This window comes from Bdellovibrio sp. HCB288 (genome assembly GCF_047305935.1).
Classification (GTDB): Bacteria; Bdellovibrionota; Bdellovibrionia; order Bdellovibrionales; family Bdellovibrionaceae; genus Bdellovibrio.
Genome location: NZ_CP178619.1, coordinates 1,294,457 through 1,312,713, shown reverse-complemented (window position 1 = coordinate 1,312,713; position 18,257 = coordinate 1,294,457). Strand labels below are relative to the sequence as shown.

15 protein-coding genes are annotated in these 18,257 nt (G+C 45.8%); 10 read left to right on the top strand and 5 right to left on the bottom strand.

Annotated features, from left to right (window positions below; translation table 11 throughout):
* Positions 1 to 28 precede the first annotated feature (28 nt).
* Complete coding sequence (locus tag ACLVWR_RS06320) at positions 29 to 796, top strand: hypothetical protein (protein WP_413583019.1); 768 nt, start codon at positions 29 to 31, stop codon at positions 794 to 796.
* Here the strand turns inward: ACLVWR_RS06320 and mfd are convergent.
* Complete coding sequence (gene mfd, locus ACLVWR_RS06315; RefSeq protein WP_413583018.1) at positions 793 to 4,275, bottom strand: transcription-repair coupling factor; 3,483 nt, start codon at positions 4,273 to 4,275, stop codon at positions 793 to 795. The genes ACLVWR_RS06320 and mfd overlap by 4 nt on opposite strands.
* Before the next feature lie 158 nt (positions 4,276 to 4,433).
* Between mfd and ACLVWR_RS06310 the strand changes: the two genes are divergently transcribed.
* From ACLVWR_RS06310 to ACLVWR_RS06280, 7 genes are read left to right on the top strand one after another with little or no spacing between them, the layout of a single operon-like run.
* The gene (locus ACLVWR_RS06310; RefSeq protein ID WP_340598161.1) at positions 4,434 to 4,802 is read left to right on the top strand and encodes an NADH-quinone oxidoreductase subunit A; all 369 of its coding nucleotides are present in this window, start codon (positions 4,434 to 4,436) and stop codon (positions 4,800 to 4,802) included.
* A 3-nt stretch (positions 4,803 to 4,805) separates the two neighbouring features.
* Positions 4,806 to 5,963, top strand: a complete 1,158-nt coding sequence (locus ACLVWR_RS06305) for a complex I subunit 1/NuoH family protein (protein WP_413583017.1) — start codon at positions 4,806 to 4,808, stop codon at positions 5,961 to 5,963.
* 10 nt (positions 5,964 to 5,973) lie between these two features.
* Entirely contained in the window at positions 5,974 to 6,510 is a 537-nt protein-coding gene (locus ACLVWR_RS06300; RefSeq protein ID WP_413583016.1) for an NADH-quinone oxidoreductase subunit J, read from the top strand.
* Positions 6,500 to 6,823, top strand: a complete 324-nt coding sequence (gene nuoK / locus ACLVWR_RS06295) for an NADH-quinone oxidoreductase subunit NuoK (RefSeq protein ID WP_340598158.1) — start codon at positions 6,500 to 6,502, stop codon at positions 6,821 to 6,823. The genes ACLVWR_RS06300 and nuoK overlap by 11 nt, the downstream gene beginning before the upstream one ends.
* A 5-nt stretch (positions 6,824 to 6,828) precedes the next feature.
* A complete protein-coding gene (gene nuoL, locus ACLVWR_RS06290; RefSeq protein ID WP_413583015.1) occupies positions 6,829 to 8,760 on the top strand; it encodes an NADH-quinone oxidoreductase subunit L in 1,932 nt (643 codons plus the stop codon).
* Between the two features lie 3 nt (positions 8,761 to 8,763).
* Positions 8,764 to 10,359 carry a complex I subunit 4 family protein gene (locus ACLVWR_RS06285; RefSeq protein WP_413583014.1) on the top strand — a complete coding sequence of 532 codons (1,596 nt, stop codon included), beginning with the start codon at positions 8,764 to 8,766 and terminating at the stop codon, positions 10,357 to 10,359.
* The gene (locus ACLVWR_RS06280; protein ID WP_413583013.1) at positions 10,359 to 11,819 is read left to right on the top strand and encodes an NADH-quinone oxidoreductase subunit N; all 1,461 of its coding nucleotides are present in this window, start codon (positions 10,359 to 10,361) and stop codon (positions 11,817 to 11,819) included. The genes ACLVWR_RS06285 and ACLVWR_RS06280 overlap by 1 nt, the downstream gene beginning before the upstream one ends.
* A 59-nt stretch (positions 11,820 to 11,878) precedes the next feature.
* Here ACLVWR_RS06280 and ACLVWR_RS06275 read toward each other — a convergent pair whose 3' ends face one another.
* Positions 11,879 to 13,081, bottom strand: a complete 1,203-nt coding sequence (locus ACLVWR_RS06275; RefSeq protein WP_413583012.1) for a patatin-like phospholipase family protein — start codon at positions 13,079 to 13,081, stop codon at positions 11,879 to 11,881.
* Positions 13,082 to 13,340: 259 nt separating this feature from the next.
* On the opposite strand from ACLVWR_RS06275, the gene ACLVWR_RS06270 reads away from it, so the two are divergent.
* Positions 13,341 to 13,832, top strand: a complete 492-nt coding sequence (locus ACLVWR_RS06270; protein ID WP_340598153.1) for a hypothetical protein — start codon at positions 13,341 to 13,343, stop codon at positions 13,830 to 13,832.
* 79 nt (positions 13,833 to 13,911) lie between these two features.
* A complete protein-coding gene (locus ACLVWR_RS06265; RefSeq protein WP_413583011.1) occupies positions 13,912 to 14,736 on the top strand; it encodes a hypothetical protein in 825 nt (274 codons plus the stop codon).
* Here the strand turns inward: ACLVWR_RS06265 and ACLVWR_RS06260 are convergent.
* The 3 genes from ACLVWR_RS06260 to ACLVWR_RS06250 form a co-directional block, all read right to left on the bottom strand.
* Complete coding sequence (locus ACLVWR_RS06260) at positions 14,666 to 15,187, bottom strand: thermonuclease family protein (RefSeq protein ID WP_413583010.1); 522 nt, start codon at positions 15,185 to 15,187, stop codon at positions 14,666 to 14,668. The genes ACLVWR_RS06265 and ACLVWR_RS06260 overlap by 71 nt on opposite strands.
* Positions 15,188 to 15,371: 184 nt before the next feature.
* Positions 15,372 to 17,777: an endopeptidase La gene (gene lon / locus ACLVWR_RS06255; RefSeq protein ID WP_413583009.1), complete on the bottom strand. Its 2,406-nt coding sequence runs from the start codon at positions 17,775 to 17,777 to the stop codon at positions 15,372 to 15,374.
* 105 nt (positions 17,778 to 17,882) lie between these two features.
* Positions 17,883 to 18,245 (bottom strand): TraR/DksA family transcriptional regulator, encoded by a 363-nt coding sequence (locus ACLVWR_RS06250; RefSeq protein ID WP_413583008.1) that lies wholly within the window; start codon positions 18,243 to 18,245, stop codon positions 17,883 to 17,885.
* Positions 18,246 to 18,257: the final 12 nt, after the last annotated feature.

The window sequence follows — 18,257 nt, the reverse complement described above, 5'->3', positions numbered from 1 at the left end:
CGGGAATAGACAAGATTTGAGTTACAGCATGAAATTGCACCTTAGTCCAAGAATCCAAATCAACACACTGGTGTCACTGGTGCTGGTCTTCTTTTGCAGTAGTTCATTTGCGAGCATTGAGGAACCAGAAGAGGGATATGTGGAAGTCCATACCAACTCTTTGGTTGAAAAAGAAATCGCACAGGACAGCCTGGCTGATTACAAGATCCGTCGGGAAAATCATGGTATCTACTTTGGTTTGGAATATGAGGACTATGTTCCCGTAAGCTTCGTTTCCATCAATGATGGGAAAACTTATCAAGAGCTTTTTGATGGAGCTTCCCTGCCAATTATAAGTTTGGCGATAGACTACAAATACAATTTTGCACTAGGCTCCGTGGCCATTGGTGGCTCCTATGGAATGGGCAGCATCCAAGATAATCGCAGCGGAGAAGATCGCACGCTAGAAATTTCCAAACTCATGGCGACCCTAAAGTACTCCATGGATAACATCATGAACGAGCCCTATGTGGTCCCTTACTTTGGCATGTCGATGTATAAAATGAGTCTTACGGATAAATCTCCGACCAGCACCATCAATGAAGATGCCCCAGTGGGTTATTCGTATTCGGTTGGATTCTTATTACAACTGGATTGGCTTGATCGCGACACCGCGAAAGCCGCCACCTTCAATTACGGCTTGGAGAATACGTTTCTTGATGTGTTCATGAGTCAGTACTTGGCAGCAGGTGACGATACAGAAGCCAATATGGAATCAGATCCAATTTGGGGCGCAGGTTTGCGCCTGGAATTCTAAATTAGTCGCAACAACTTATCCATTTCCTCGTGAACCGCTGACCAAGAGATGTTGGCCATTTTAATATTCAAGCGGTTGTCCGGAGTGATGGAATATTTTTTGGATTCTTTCATCGCCAACTGAATGACTTTCGTAGGATCCAATTTTGTTTTCTCTGTAAACACCAAAGAAATAGATGTGACACCGGCGCTGATGTCCCGAACACCCAGTTCTTTACATTGGCGACGAATCAGCATCAAACCCATAAGATTGACTGTTTGATCCGGGATCGGACCAAACTGATCGCGCAACTCCTCTTCGATACGATCCAGGTCATCCGTGGAGGTTATTTCAGCCAGGGCTTTGTAGTAACCCAGGCGAATGCGGATATCTTTGATGTAGGCGTCAGGGATTAAAGCCGGAATCTTAAGGTTGATTTCTGGATCAAGCTCCATGTCTTCAACTTTCTCTCCCTTAGCTTCAGCCAAAGCCTCATTCAATAGATCCATATACAATTCATAGCCAACTGTATTCACGTGGCCGGATTGCTCTTCACCAAGGATGTTGCCAGAGCCCCGCAATTCAAGATCGTACTGAGCAATTTTGATTCCACTGCCCAGGGCCGTGTTTTCCTGAATGATCTTCAAGCGCTCTTGCTGTTCTTTGTCCAGCTTGCGATTTCGCGGCATCATCAGGTAGCAGTAAGCGCGGGTTTTTGAACGCCCGACACGACCACGCAATTGATACAGCTGCGACAAGCCGAACATATGAGCGGAATCAATGAACATTGTGTTGGCGCGAGGTACGTCCATTCCGGATTCAACAATCGCCGTACAGATCAGTACGTCAATTTCGTGATGGAAGAACGAGAGCATGGCTTTTTCCAGCTCGTGTTCCTCCATTTGTCCATGGGCCACTTTGATGCGGGCTTCGGGAACGATTTTGCGAATTTCGTCGGCCAATCCATAAATGGATTCAATGCGATTATGAATAAAGTAAACCTGACCACCACGGGAAATTTCTGCCGTGATAGCCTTGCGCACGGTTTCTTCGTCAAACTTAGTAACGAAGGTGCGTGTCGGCAAACGATCCACTGGAGCGGTATTAATCAAACTTAGATCGCGAATTCCCACCAATGCCATATTCAAAGTGCGTGGAATCGGTGTTGCTGACAAAGTCAGCGTGTCTACACTGGTTTTGATTTTCTTGATTTTCTCTTTATGAGTGACGCCGAACTTTTGTTCTTCGTCGATGATCAACAAACCAAGATCTTTAAAACCAATTGAACTGCCCAGCAATTTATGAGTGCCGACGATAATATCGACCTTGCCATCTTTGATGTCCTGGATGGTTTTTTTGGATTCTGCCGGTGTCACGAAGCGGTTCAATACACGTATATCGACCGGCCATCCCTCAAAGCGTTTTTTGAAAGTTTCGAAGTGCTGGAAAGTCAGAACTGTCGTTGGGGCAAGAATAGCGACTTGTCTGCGCGCCTGAACTGCAAAAAAGGTAGCTCTCATTGCCACTTCGGTTTTTCCAAAGCCAACGTCACCGCAAACCAAGCGATCCATGGGCTTGGTGGACTTTAGGTCAGAAAGAATATCGCCAATGGCGCGTAACTGATCGTTGGTTTCCTCATAAGGAAAACCATTTTCAAAAAGTTGAATCTCGTTTTCACGGAATTCAAATGGAGGACGATGCATCTCTGCACGTTTTGCATAAAGTGCCAACAGATCTGCCGCGATGTCGCGAACATGGGATTTAACTTTGGCTTTTGTTTTCTCCCAGGCAGTCCCGCCAAGTTTATCCAAAACTGTGGTGGCTCCGGCCCCGGAGAACTTCTGCAACTGACCCACGCGATAGACGGGCAGATACAGTTTATCTTTATCCTTGAAGCCAATCTGAATGTACTCAGATTCAACGCCACCAATGTTCATGATCTTCAGGCCTTCGTAAACTCCGATGCCGTGCTTAACGTGAACGACCAGATCATTGGGCTTTAAATCTCCAAAGGAAAGTCGTTTGGCCTGCTTTTGGAAGTCCTGAGCGGCCGTGGACTCCCGGCTGCGCATTTTTTTGCCAAAGAAATCCTCGTCGCGCAAAAAGATCACGCGCTCTTCATCCAGACGAAGACTGTCAGACAAGTAGCGACTAACTATGTGAATCAGGTGCTTGTCGCCGTCTTGCTCCTGCAACCAGGAATCCCAGCGATACTCATCCTGATTGCAGCGGACCGCTTTCATCTCAAGCTTTTCAAAAATCAAAGCCAGACGATCGATATGGGATTGATTCTTGGTGCTTACGAAGATTCGGTAGCCGTCATCGCGCCACTTGTGAAGCTTGTTGGTTGCAGCTTGCAGCCACAATTCAGAGCCCACAGGGTTGGCACTCGATAGATTTGAAAAATCCTGAGTTAAAGATGTTCGGTATTCAACGAGGGCGTCCGCTGCATTTTCATTATCCAGATATTCAAGAGTAGAGAAATAAACCTGGCGGCTGTTTTGTGGATATGTCAGCAATTCAAAATTTTGATACAGCAGATCCATCTCCGGACGAATCACATGAGAGGAGCTGGTATTGTAGTCAGCCTTTAGCTCAGCGATGAACTCATCTGCATTGCGGGAAATTTCAACGGGATCGAGGAACCAGACATTCACTGGATTTTGGAAATGCTCTGTCGGCGCTGAGGGTTCTCCATAAAAATACGGCAATAAGAATTCAATTCCTGGAAAAGAATTCTTTAAAACAAGAGAACGCAAAGTTTCATCGGCCTCTGCTTTTTCAACAGGGCGATCGTCAATACTTGCGCGCACTCGTTGCAGAAGTCTTTCGTGTGTTTCGTCTCTAAATAGAATTTCGCGAGCCGGAGTCAGCTGAAAAGATTTAATTTCATCGGCGCTGCGCTGATCGCTGACGTTGAAGTACCGAAGCGTTTCGATTTGATCGCCAAACAGATCCAATCGAACCGGCAATTCTTCCGTGGGTGCAAAGATATCAACGATACCTCCGCGCAAAGCATACTGTCCTTTGTCTTCAACCATGGGCGCAGAAACATAGCCAAGAGAGTTCAAATAATCCGCAATGTCTTCTGGCAGCTCGTCGCCAACCGACAAGGTTCGCGAGGTTTCCTTCAGAATTTTGACGGGAATAGTTTTTTGTATCAGCGCGTCAGGAGATGCGATGAAGATTTCTCCGGGCCGCGCAGCCTGTGCTTTTGCCAGGAAACGAATTCGATCCGCTGCGATTCTCGTGTTCGGATAAAGACCAGAATAGGCCGAAACATCAAAAGCAGGCAAAATCGTGCTCTGACGAAGTGGGTCGAAGAACTGTAAAAGCTGCTGAAGTTTGTTTGCTTCAGCATGACTGCCAACAACAACTAGGTGCGGCAAGCTGTTGATTTTTTTAGAGTAAGTTTGTGACAAAAAGAAAGCAAGAGCGAGCGGAGAAGAGGCTCCGGTCACTTGAACTTTTCCGCGGGTTGTTTCGAAGGCTCGATCCAAGATTGATTCGAGCCTTGTGTGAGTCATTTCGGCTTTCATTTTGTGGGGTTATGTTGCCATGGTTATCGCCTTGTTTCCATTCATATTTCTTGGATTTCAGAGACTCCACATATATAACTAATTGAAATCCAAATAATAACGACAACTTTGGAGGGTCTGTGGCACTCGGTGGAATCATTTTCATCGTCATTTTTATTGCGCTTTTTGGCAGTTTTCTTGTCTGGTTATCAATCAAGACAGGCGGAAAAGTGCATTATCATCCGGTTAAGTACGAGCCCTACGAGTGTGGTCTCCCTTCGCTAGATAAAAAAGATACGAAAGTTTCTGTGAAGTTTTATCTCACAGCAATCCTCTTCATTCTTTTCGATATCGAAATCATTTTTATGTACCCATGGGCGACATCGTTCCGTGATTTCATCGCTACTGGACAAGGTGGGGTCGTTTTTGGATCCATGGCCTTCTTCTTGGCTGTGTTCATCTTCGGTTTGTTCTGGGAAGTAAAATCAAAAGCATTGGAATGGGATTAATCAATGGGAATGGGTAAAGATTCATTCGAAATAATCGTCAACGGGCTAAAGCTCGTTGTTATCTTTTTGATGATGGTTCAACTCGTGCCGATCCTTGTATGGGTTGAGCGTCGCGGTTCTGCTTTCATTCAAAATCGTCTTGGTCCAAACCGTGTCGGTCCATTGGGGTTGATGCAGTTGTTGGCTGATGCCGTGAAGTTCTTGACGAAAGAAGCTTTCGTTCCTTCAACAGCAAAACCTTTGTTGTACTATGCAGCTCCGGTATTTGCGTTGATTCCAGGTGCGGTTGCCTTCTCGGCGATTCCAATGTCGACACCGATCTCCGTTGGAACGTTCGAATTGTTTGGTCAATCTTGGGGTCCTTATACATTCCTGGTTCAAGGTTATGATATCGGTGTTGGTATCGTATTCATCCTGGGCGTTTCTTCCTTGGCTGCCTACACAATGTTGATGGCGGGTTGGGGTTCAGGAAATAAGTACTCTTTGATGGGTGCGCTTCGTGCTTCCGCTCAAACGATCTCTTACGAATTGGCTCTGGGCCTTTCTATCGTGGGCGTGATTATGATGTACGGAACTTTCCACTTGAGCGATATGACTATGGCTCAACAAGGAACTTTGAATTTCCAATTCATGGGCTACACGATTTCCTCTTCATGGCTGCCAAACTGGGGTATTTTCTTCCAGCCATTGGGCGCCTTGATTTTCTTCACTGCAACTTTTGCGGAGTCCAACCGTTTGCCATTTGACTTGGCAGAGGGTGAGTCTGAGTTGGTTGCCGGCTTCCATACAGAGTACGGCGGTTTCAAATTCAACATGTTCTTCATCGGGGAATACGGTCACATGATGATCGCTTCCGGTTTGATGGCGATCTTCTTCTTCGGTGGTTACGGCATTCCGTTTGTTACTGTTGAACAAGTTCGTGAGTGGGCACTGACCGTGACTTCAAATGCGAACTGGGCTTCGGCTTTGGTGGCGTTGATTCACTTTGTCGTCTTCAACGTGAAGTTCTTCTTTTTCATTTGGGCATTCGTTTGGGTTCGCTGGACATTGCCTCGTTTCCGCTATGACCAATTGATGGATCTTGGTTGGAAAACAATGCTTCCTTGGGCATTGGCTAACACGATCATCACGGCACTCGTGATTTACTTGGCATCATTGTAAGGAGCTAAAAGTGACAGCAGACGCTTTTCTATTTTGGTTTTTGGCGATCGTAACATTGGGCTCTGGCCTGATGGTGATCCTTTTGAAGAACCCGATTTATTCGGCATTGAGCCTGGCAATGACCATGGTGGGTATCGCGGCCTTGTTCGTGACTCTAAACGCCTTCTTTATTGCGGGCGTTCAGTTGATCGTATACGCGGGCGCGGTGATGGTACTATTCACGATGGTTATCATGCTTTTCGACTTGAAACAGGACATCTCCGCATTCACACGCGGTAAGTTCACGGGCATTATGAAAATCATGTCCGTCGGGTTGTTGGCCGGTCTGATCTTTGGCTCCATCTATGCAACTATTAACCTGATGAATCTTAAAACAACAGATAATCCGGTTTTGGTTGGCACAGGCATGGAAACAACCAAGGCTCTTGGACAGATTCTATTCACAAAATATATCTTTGGCTTTGAAGCTCTAGGCGTTCTTCTTTTGGTGATCGCAGTAGGCGCAGTAGCTCTTTCACGCAGTAAAGGTGGAACACATGAACGCTGATTTCATCAATAACATCGGCCTTACACACTATTTGGTTCTGGCTTCAATTTTGTTCGCAATGGGTATGGCGGGCGTTTTGCTTCGTCGTAACGTTATCGTCCTGTTGATGTCCGTGGAGTTGATGCTGAATTCAGTGAATTTGACATTCATCGCATTCAGCAAATTCCTGGGTCTGCTTGATGGTCACATCATGGTGTTCTTTGTTATGACTATCGCGGCAGCTGAGGCGGCTGTGGGTCTGGCACTGGCAGTATCGATCTTTAAACGCTTTAACGAAGTGAATATTCGCTTCTTTGAGCACTTGAAAGGATAGGCCGAATGAATCATTCAGTTTTAATGGCCATCGTTATCCTAAGTCCATTGGTTGGTTTCCTGATCAATGGCTTCCGCTATAAAAAACATTCTGCAAACGTGGCTGGCGTGATTGCCACTCTTGCGGTTGCGATTTCTTTCGTGTGCTCGATCCTTCTTGTGGTGGATTTGGTGCAAATGTCTGCGGAATCGCGCAGAATCGCAGTCAGCTTTTTCGAGTGGATGGCGGTTGATAAGTTCAAAGTAAACGCCGGATTCGTAGTCGATCAAATCAGCGCCATCATGATCCTTGTGATCACGGGTGTTGGTACTTTGATCCACATGTTCTCCATCGGGTACATGCACCATGATAAAGGCGCAGCTAAATACTTCTCATATCTGAATCTGTTCATTTTCAACATGTTGTTGCTGGTTCTTGGCGACAGTTTGCTGGTGATGTTCGTAGGTTGGGAAGGCGTGGGTCTTTGCTCTTACTTGCTAATCGGTTTCTGGTTCACAGATAAAGAAAAAGCTGCGGCAGGGATGAAAGCCTTCATCACGAATCGTATCGGTGACGCGGCTTTCTTGTTGGGCATGTTCGTATTGTTCATGACTTTCGGTACTTTGAACTTTGCAGAATTAAATGCTTTGGCGCCAACAACGGTTGAAGCTTCCTGGATGGGTGCTTTGACTTTGGGAACTTTGTTCCTGTTCATCGGTGCCACTGGTAAGTCAGCGCAGATTCCATTGTACGTTTGGCTTCCAGACGCGATGGCCGGTCCAACACCGGTTTCAGCCCTGATCCATGCTGCGACGATGGTTACAGCGGGCGTTTACATGATCGTTCGTTTGAATCCTCTTTTCATCATGGCTCCTAACACGATGATGGTTATTGCGATCATCGGTGCGGCAACAGCGGTATTGGCAGCAACTATTGGTATGACCCAATGGGATATCAAAAAAGTTTTGGCTTACTCGACAGTTTCCCAGCTGGGTTACATGTTCCTGGCTTGCGGTGTGGGTGCGTTCGGAGCAGCTATGTTCCACTTGATGACTCACGCATTCTTTAAAGCCCTTATGTTCTTGGGTTCTGGTTCTGTGATCCATGCGATGCACGAAGAACAAGACATCCGAAAAATGGGCGGCTTAAAAAAATACCTTCCAATCACTCACATCACTTTTTTGTTGGGTTGGTTGGCAATTATCGGTATGCCACCGTTTGCGGGTTTCTTCTCTAAGGATGAAATCCTGGCTTACGCATTCTTCTCACCAATGGGTTCTCCGATCCTTTGGGCAGCGGGTGCTTTGGGTGCGACGTTGACTGCATTCTATATGACTCGTTTGATGGCTTTGACTTTCTGGGGCAAAAGCCGTGTTCCATCTGACGTCCATCCACATGAATCTCCAGCGTTGATGACGATCCCTTTGATCGTCCTAGCGGCGTTGTCTGTGGTCGGTGGTTGGATTGGTATCCCTCACGTGATTGGTGAGCATTTGGGTCATCTTCCAAATGTTTGGGAGCACTGGTTGAGTCCGATGATTACGAAGATTCCAAACTTGGGCCACTTCGATGTAACAACTGAGTGGGTATTGATGGGAACTTCTGTGAGCTTGGCGTTGATCTCTTCGATTATCGCATACCAGTTCTATGTGAAGTCTCCAGAGACGCCTAAGAAAATCGCTGAAAGCATCAAACCGGTTTACAACCTGGTTTATAACAAATATTTCGTGGACGAAGCGTACTTCGGCGGAATCATTAATCCTTTGATAAACCTAAGTAAGAACACTTGGTATTATGTGGATGTGAATTTCATCGATAAGTGCACTTATTGGGCAGGGGATCTGGTGAAAGGAATGGGCTCTTTGGCTCGCTCTCTTCAAACCGGAAATATGCAACAATACGCAATGTACATCGGTATTGGTGTCGTTGTTGTCCTTTCATACGTGATCATGGGGTAAGATATGATCCTGAGTACAATTGTTTTTCTACCTCTAGTTTTTGCTCTGATCATCGCTGTTTGGCCGAATGCCAGGACGATCCGTCCGCTGGCATTGGGCTTCGCGGTTATCGAGTTTATCCTTTCATTGGCTCTGCTTCAGCAGTTTGATCAAAGCACTTCCAACCTGCAAATGGTTGAGCGCTACATGTGGATTGAACGTTTCGGAATCAGCTACTTCATGGGTATCGATGGTATCTCATTGTGGTTGATCCTTCTGACAACGTTCCTTACGCCGATCATTATCCTGGCAAGCTGGACATCTATCAGTGAGCGCGTAAAAGGCTTCCACGTTTGTATGTTCATTCTGCAAACAGCGATGCTTGGAACGTTCCTGGCAATGGATGCGATTTTCTTCTATGTGTTCTGGGAACTATCTTTGATCCCGATGTACTTCATGGTCGGCATCTGGGGTGGATCTCGCAGAATCTATGCAACGGTTAAGTTCTTCATCTATACGATGGCGGGTTCTGTACTGATGCTGGTTGCGATGATCTACATGATGTACCTGACTCAGGAAACTACAGGTCAAATGAGCGCAAGCTTGCTTGATTTCTATAAGCTTCAGATTCCATTCGTGGGCGGTACATTCTTCAGTCTGCAAACACTTCTGTTCTTTGCCTTCGCATTGGCTTTCGCGATCAAAGTTCCGGCTTTCCCGGTTCATACTTGGTTGCCAGATGCCCACGTTGAAGCACCAACACCTGGTTCAGTAATTCTGGCAGGTGTAATGCTTAAAATGGGTACTTACGGTTTCATGCGCTGGGTGATTCCATTGTTCCCAGAGGCTTCTGAATACTGGGCTTGGTTGTTCATGCTGATCGGTACAGTGGGTATCGTTTACGGAGCCTTGGTAGCGATGGTTCAACCGGACGTTAAGAAACTGGTTGCTTACTCATCTGTGTCTCACATGGGTTATATCCTGCTGGGTCTGTTTGCATTCAATGCTTATGGTATGACTGGTAGTTTGTATCAAATGTTGAATCACGGTATCTCAACGGGTGCCCTTTTCATCTTGATCGGTATGATTTACGAGCGTACGCACTCTCGTGAAATCAGCAAGTACGGTGGCTTAGCTGGTGTTTTGCCATTGTTCACGATTTTCTTCTTTATCATCACTTTGTCTTCGATCGCTGTTCCAATGACGAACGGATTCGTGGGCGAGTTCTTCATCCTGATGGGTACGTTCCAAGCGCAACCGGTATTTGCATACTTTGCAGTAACGGGTGTTGTGTTGGGTGCGGTTTACATGTTGTGGATGTTTAAACGTGTGTTCTTCGGTGAGCAAGGTGAATTGGTTAAAGACGAACATCATCCTCTTCATGATCTGAATGCTCGTGAAATCGCAGTGATGATTCCTTTGGTAATTATGGTTTTCTGGATGGGATTGTTCCCTAACAATTTCCTTAACTACTCCAAAGCCAGCATTGATCACTTGGTGAACAACAAAAACACCTACAACCTGACAATCAATCAACCTGGTGCCACTGCTACTGCTACCGCTACCGAGCCGACTACGCCGGAGCAATCCACAGCAGCAGCTGCACAAGGAGATAAATAATGAACATGAATATTGGTCTAAGTGACATTCTTCTAGTATCTCCAATGCTTGCCTTGTTTTTGGCAAGCCTTGTGCCGATCACGGCAAAAGTTCTTCGTGGTAATCGCGAACAAAATCCAATCATCACTCTAAGCCAGGCATTGATTGGCGTTGTGATTGCGGTTGGCTTGATGATCGTTTTCGGCGGCGCGGGTAAAACGGCGTTCAATAACGGTTTGATCTTTGACGGTGTAACTCAGTGGATGGGTATCATTGCATTGTTTGCGGCTTCGGCTTCTATGGTGATGATGTATGAGAATCCGGCAACAACGGGCAAGCAGTTCTCGGAGCTGATTTTCCTTGCGATGTCTTCAGCTGTCGGGATGTTGATCCTGGTTTCTGCGGTGGATCTTTTGATGGTGTTTATCGGCTTGGAGATGATGTCTTTGTCTCTATATCTGATGATTGCAATGAGCCACGAAGAGAAACTTTCCAAAGAAGCGGCACTTAAATATTTTATCCTGGGTTCATTTGCTTCGGCTTTGTTCCTTTACGGTGTGGCATTTATCTTCGGTACAACTGGAAATACAAACATTCTTGCGTTCATGGATCAGGCATCTGAATTGGTTCAAACGAACCGTTTATTTATGTTTGGTATGGCCTTTGTCATCCTGGGCTTCTGCTTCAAGGTTTCAATCGCTCCATTCCACGCTTGGACTCCGGACGTTTACCAAGGATCTCCGACTCCGCACACGGCATTCATGGCTACTGCAGTTAAGGCTGTTTCCTTTGCGGCATTCCTTCGCGTGATCGCAACTCGCTCTTTGGTGGGTTCGGATCATTTGTTTGATATGCTTCAATGGTTGGCGGTTATCACGATGATCGTGGGCAATACAGCAGCTATTCTTCAGAACAATTTCAAACGTATGATCGCTTATTCTTCTGTGGCTCACTCAGGTTATATCCTGGTGGGCGTAATCACAGCGGGTGTAAGTGACGATGCAGCGTTTGGTGCTGCGGGTGTGATCTTCTACATCCTGTCTTACGCTTTGATGACTTTGGGCGCGTTTGCGATTGCAAGCATGCTTGAGAAATCTGAGAACCATATCGTAAATATCGATGATCTTGCGGGTTTTGCAAAACAACGTCCGATGCTGGCTCTTTGTATGACAATCTTCCTGCTTTCACTGGCAGGTATTCCACCAGCACTGGGCTTCTTTGGTAAGTTCTACCTGTTCAACGCAGCTATTGGTGAAGGTCTGTTGTGGCTCGCAATCTGGGGTATGATTAACTCCGTGATTTCCGTTTACTACTACCTGCGCCCAATCGTTGTTATGTACATGAAAGATGGCAACGCTGATATCGCCGAGCACTCTTTGAATGCGACGACTGTTATGGTTGTTGTGACAGCTCTGGCAATTATCTTCCTGGGCTTCATTTCCGGTCCTCTATTCTCCGCAATCGAAAACAGCCTGCTGTAAGAGACTGCACCAGAGGTGAAAACAAAAAACCCCGACCTAAAAGGCCGGGGTTTTTTTATTTAAAAGTCGTATTGGCGGAGGACGTTGATTCCGGATTTGAAACCAATGCGCACGATCCGCGCCAGAATTTCCGGATTAAGGCTAAAGTGATCGACGAAGAACATCTCGTAGTTTTGAGGACGTGGCGAGATATAGATGTAGTCGACTTCGGGGCGATGCTGAACTTTATCGCGAATAAGTCCCAACAGCTTTTCACGCTGTTCTTCGGGAAGCTTAATCTGTTTTAGGTAGCCATCCACTGTATTGTAAATCGCCTTAATATCGTTCTGATTTTGAATGTGCTTAGTGATCTTTTGTTGAATCACCTGGTACAGAGCTTGATTTAATATTAATGGAATCCCGTACTTATGCAGCGAGCCCATCTCTTCAGTATAGTGATAAGGCTGCGTGGAATAAGAGGAAATGACCAAATCAGCTCCGTGATCGGCGGCAACATGAGTGGAAAGCGTGTCCCTGATCTCACCATCGTAAAAGAACATCTCTTTATCATCTTCCGGTCGTTTAATTCCATACGGAGCAAAAACAGGAGGCAAGGAAGTTGAAGCCGCGACTGCCGTGCTGATCGGGGCGTAGTTAATGTACATGTGATTCGGGGTTTTGTAAGACTCGGGGAAGTTTCCGAAGATGGCCTTGCGAGTGTGATTAAGCTGAGTCCCGATCACAAATAGATCGACTCCCAATCTTGCGAAATCGTTGTCCAAAAGAACTTCTTTGCGCAGATAGCTTTCAATGCCGCCGGTTGAAAACAAACCATTAAGCTTCAATCCATTTTTTATCAGGGACTCTACACCGCCTTTGACTATAGTTTTATCAAGCAAGGTGCGGGGTATGAATTTAAGTAAACCGCTGGAATTCAAATTGAAGATGTTGCGGTAAGAAATCGGCTTTAAGTAGCGAAGGTCATCTTTATCAAAAGAGGGTGTCGTGCCGGATCCGATTTGGAAGGCATTGATCAACGATTCAATTGGATACCCAGCACCCAAAATTGAAGCAACAAAGGCGCCGGCGCTGGATCCCACATAACAACGAATCGTCATTGGATCATCAGGATCGAAATTCTGACGCACCATCTCTTTGGTTCCGCCGGCAAATTTGAAACCCTTTTCTTGAAGAGCCAAGCAAACACCAATGTGGAAAGCCGCAGCTTTGATGCCGCCACCACTCAAGACTAACGCTATCTTCTTTTTATCTTTTATCCGCATAATTGTTCATAAGTATCTGATCTCACGTGGTGGAGGGCAAGGGTAGTCAGACGTTGGTCCAGCCAAAAACCGTGACTAGTCGCTGAATAGCCAGATCAAGGTCCTGTTTTTTGTTGAATTTGAATAAGTAGTCACACTATCTTTGACAGACTGAAGTCCTGTGATAGGGTTGAATACGCAAGCTGAGTAGGCGACCACCATTTCCGAAAAGCTAGCTACTTGCACTTTGGTTTAGGCCAGGGTGAGTAAAGGGGATCGAATGAACGTTGAGATGACTGGTTCTTGGCTACCGCTAATGGACTACTCCACTAAATACAGAATTAGTGTGAGTACTCTCCGCCGAAGAATCAAAGCTGACGACATTAGATTCCGATTTGAAGACGGCAAGTACTTCATCATGGATGAACCGATGGGTACCCATCAAAGAGTACATCGCCCCTCCCAAGAAAGCGAAAACCTTGCTTTGGTGGGTGCTCATCAAGGAATGATGAAAGAAGGAACGGAAATGGCTTCTTCAAAGGATGAAATGAAGGCTCAGGACCTTGCTGAAAAGACGGTTAAAGTAAATAAGGATGAGCCAATCCTAACTGCGGCAAACAAGCTACTTAATGAACTTAAGAAGGCTTACACGCAGATCCTTCAGGAAAAGGAAGAACAAATCTTCCAATTGAAGGATGAAGTCATGGATCTCAAAACTCTGGTTCGGGTTTTGGAATCTGAAAACGACCGCCTTAAGGGCTTTAAACAGTAAGCCTTGAAATTTAGATGTTATCCTGCAAAAAGCCCCGGTTGGTAATTCCAACCGGGGCTTTTTCTTTTATCGTTATTGAATGGAAAACATTCTCGACTACACAGCACAGGCCGGCCGTCCCATGTTGGGTGATTTTATTCAGATCAATCTCTTTTCCCCAGGCGACCATGAGGCCCAACTGACCTCGGTGCTGCAAAATCTGGCAGAGATTGAAATGCAGGTAAATCTGGATGACCCGCATTCAGAAATCAACCGGGTGCTAACGGTTGAAGGCGATGACTCGTTTGAGATGTCCAAGGCGGTGGCTGAAGTATTGGAAGCAGCACTTGATGCCAGCGTAATTTCGGACGGGTACTTTGAACCGTTTCGCGAGGAATCCCGGAATCTGGATTTACGAAGTCTGATTCGCGGTTACATCGTGGATCAGGCCGTCGCATTGTTGACGGCGAAAAATCCGAATCTAATGGGCATGATTCATCTGGCTGAGGGAATCAGATTTTTCAATTGTCCTAAGAAATCAATCCATGTTCGCATGAGCAGTTCGAACATCGAAAAAGAACTGGGCTTGTTCAAAGATGCTGTCTCAACAACAGAAGCGCGGGGAAACCTTTACGACCATGAGTCGGCGACTTTATATCTTCATCCACTAAGACATAGAATTGGCGATCATCACACGGTTTCAGCCATTGCGGATCGCTGTTTGTATGCAAATGTCCTGACGAAGGTGGGACTGTATGCCCCCCAAGAAACGATTCAGTCTTGTGTGGCAGAGTGGGATGCGCAGATTATAATTTTTGATGAGTCCGGGGAAATCGAAGAGATCTTTGAAGAAACTAAGGCATATAGCTTCGATCAAGGGAGCATTTCTTATTCGTCTTATGGCGGTAGCAATAGGGACTCATAAGATCAGTATCTGCCCAGATTCCGGCGCGACGACTTTTTGCAAAGTCGACGGAAGCCAGGTAGCGACCCTTGGAGTATTTGGTGGAGTCGTAGGCCCAACCGCTTTGCACGATCATTAGATTAACATTCTTGTCTTCAAGAAATACGGTACAGGTCAAACGATCAAAGGATTTGCCGTCGCATTCCAGATTAACAGTTTTTCCCTTAATAGCAGACTCGGTGAAGTTGCGAGCCTGTTTGCCATGTTTTTGCGAAAGCTCAGGGCAGTCAATTCCAGCAAATCGAATCTTGGCAATCTTGCCACCGACTTTCACGCGACAAGTATCACCATCATGACATTTCTCGACGACACCAGAAAGAAACTGCACTTTATTCTTTTTAGACTTTTTGGCATCAGCAAGGGGAGAAAAAATCAAAGCAGTGGCAAGAAAAACAGAAGTAACAATTCTCATAGATCCCATCCCAAAAGGTGCCTGCCGGTTTTTGGATGCGCGTTGCGGCAGTGGTGCTGTAATTAGGATAGTTTCAGTTTGGGGAGAAAGCAATCCGGGGATCGGACGAAAAAATAAAAAAAGGACTGATTGCTCAGTCCTTTTTTAACATCTTACTTGGGAGGGGCGATGTTACTCTAGCGGCTTAAGCTGCTAGAGATTTTGTTTTCTTAGCTTCTTTCTTAACGCCAGTCTTCTTGTGGTCTGTAGCGGCGTTCTTATCGAAAGCTACTGCAAACACTTCATCAAGATTCTCAGCGAAGATGAAGTTGATCTTGTCTTTGAAAACTTTCGGAATATCCGCCAAGTCTTTCTTACAAGCCATTGGGATCACGATGTTCGTAATACCAAGGTTCAAAGCTGCAAGACACTTCTCTCTGATACCACCGACAGGAAGTACGCGACCTTGAAGAGTCACTTCACCAGTCATCGCGATATCGTGACGAACTGGAGTGCCTGTCATCAAACTTACAAGCGCAGTTGTAAGAGTGATACCTGCAGAAGGACCATCTTTAGGGATAGCACCTGCTGGCAAATGGATATGGATGTCGTACTTATCAAAGAAGTCTTCAGGAATGTTCAATTCTTCCATGTGAGCACGAGCGTAGGACATTGCTGCGTGAGCAGATTCTTTCATCACGTCGCCAAGCTGGCCCGTCAATGCAAGATGTCCTTTACCTTTCATTTTCAAAGCTTCAACAGTCAACACTTCACCACCAGCTTGTGTCCATGCAAGACCTTGCACAACACCAACTTGGGAATCAGCGATTTTGTCGTCGCGTTGGAAGCGTGGAGGGCCCAGAAGTTCTGGTACAGTCGTAGCGTTTACTTCTACGAATTTTGCCTCTTCCATTACTACCATTTTAGCAACTTTACGGCAAACTGATCCTACTTCGCGCTCAAGGTTACGAAGACCTGCTTCGCGAGTGTAGCCAGCAATAAGGTATTTGATGCCTTCATCAGTGAAGCTGATGTTCTCTGGAGTGATACCATTTGCTTCGATTTGTCTTCTGATCAAATGTTTTTTAGTGATCAAAAGTTTATCGTTCTCTGTGTAACCAGGGATGTTCAAGATTTCCATACGGTCACGCAATGCTGGTGGGATATTCTCCAACACGTTAGCGGTAGCGATGAACAACACGTTTGAAAGGTCGAAATCCACATTCAAATAGTTATCACGGAAAGTCGCATTTTGTTCTGGATCCAAAACTTCTAGCATTGCTGCTGAAGGGTCGCCGCGGAAATCAGAACCCAATTTATCAACTTCATCTAGTACGATAACTGGATTGTTTGTTTTCGCCTGGCGAAGAGCCTGGATAATTTTACCTGGCATCGCGCCTACATAAGTACGGCGGTGACCACGGATTTCCGCTTCATCCTTCACGCCGCCCAAAGCGATACGGAAGTATTCACGGCCCATCGCGCGAGCGATAGATTTACCCAAAGATGTTTTACCTACACCTGGAGGACCACCAAAGCACAAGATTGGTCCTTTAAGATTTGGTTTCAATTTACGAACCGCTAGGAATTCCATCACGCGGTCTTTAGCTTTTTCAAGCTCGTAGTGATCTTCATCAAGAATTTCTTTAGAGCGCTTAAGATCAATATGATCTTCAGATTTTTTGCTCCAAGGAAGGTCAGCCATCCAGTCAAGGTATGTGCGAACCATTGTTGCTTCAGATGCATCTGGATGCATACGCTCCAAACGACCCAATTGTTTCATAGCTTCTTGTTCAACATGAGGAGGCATACCAGCATTCGTCAATTTATCACGAAGCTCGTCCATCTCTTCAGATTTGGAGTCTTGTTCGCCAAGTTCGTTCTTTATAGCCTTCATTTGTTCACGCAAGAAATACTCACGTTGATTTTTGTTGGCATCGTCTTTGGCATTTGGACGATTCTTGGCTTGAGTTTGCATAACTTCAAGTTCTGCAGCCAGAATCTCTGTTACGATTTTTAGTCTTTCAGTGGAATCATGAGTCTCAAGAACTTTTTGAGCATCTTGAACTTTGATACCAAGGTTGGAAGCGATCAAGTCAGCGATACGACCTGGATCAGTGACATCATCCAACACCAACAAGATGTCCGGTGAAAGAGGGCGACCTAGAGCAATAATACGTTCAATGTGCTCTTTCGCAGTTCTGATCAAAGTTTCGTTTTCAACAACGGACTTTTGATTTGGAATTTCTTCGATTTTTTCTACTGCAACTTCAAACGATGGAGAAGTCTTGGAGTAGTTTTTCACGCGGCCTTTAGCCACACCTTGAATAAGGATTTTTACGCGGCCATCAGAAAGCTTGCGCATTCTCATGATCATCGCAATCGTACCCACTGTGTAGATTGAATCCGGAGTAGGATTCTCTTCAGAAATATCTTTTTGTGAAGCAAGGAAGATAAGGCGATTTTTTGCCAAAGCCTCTTCAACTGAACGGATCGAGGAATCACGACCTACAAACAATGGAATGATCATGTAGGGGAAAACAACGATGTCTCTCACAGGTAGCATTGGAAGTGTCTGTGGGATTTCTAGAACTTTATCGTCAAAACTCATACCGCTCCTCCGCGTTGATGCGGGAAATGTTTCATGTATGAGACTTTTCGGAGCGTGCTGAGAATTGCTTGAATGAAAATATGAAAAATTGGACTGACATCCGTGTCAGTGGCGAAGTGCTTCCTGTTCTTCCATGCATTCAATACATAGGGCCGTGAAAGGTCTAGCCTGAAGTCTGCGTGCGCCGATTATCTCGCCGCAGGATTCGCACTGGCCGTAAGTCCCCTCTGCAATTTTACCCAATGCACGCTCGATCGCGTAAAGTGCTGTGCGATCTCTTTCATGCAAATGAATGGAGATGTTATTAGCAACATCCTGAGAAGCAACTTCTGCTTCATCGCCAGCGCCACTGATGCTGGATTGCTCTGCAATGAATTCGTGTGACTTGTTAAGGATCGATCCCTTTTGCAAAAGCAAAGAGTCTTTCAAACTTTCAAGTTCTGCCGTACTTAGTTCGGTTGCGTTCATCTCACCCCCCGA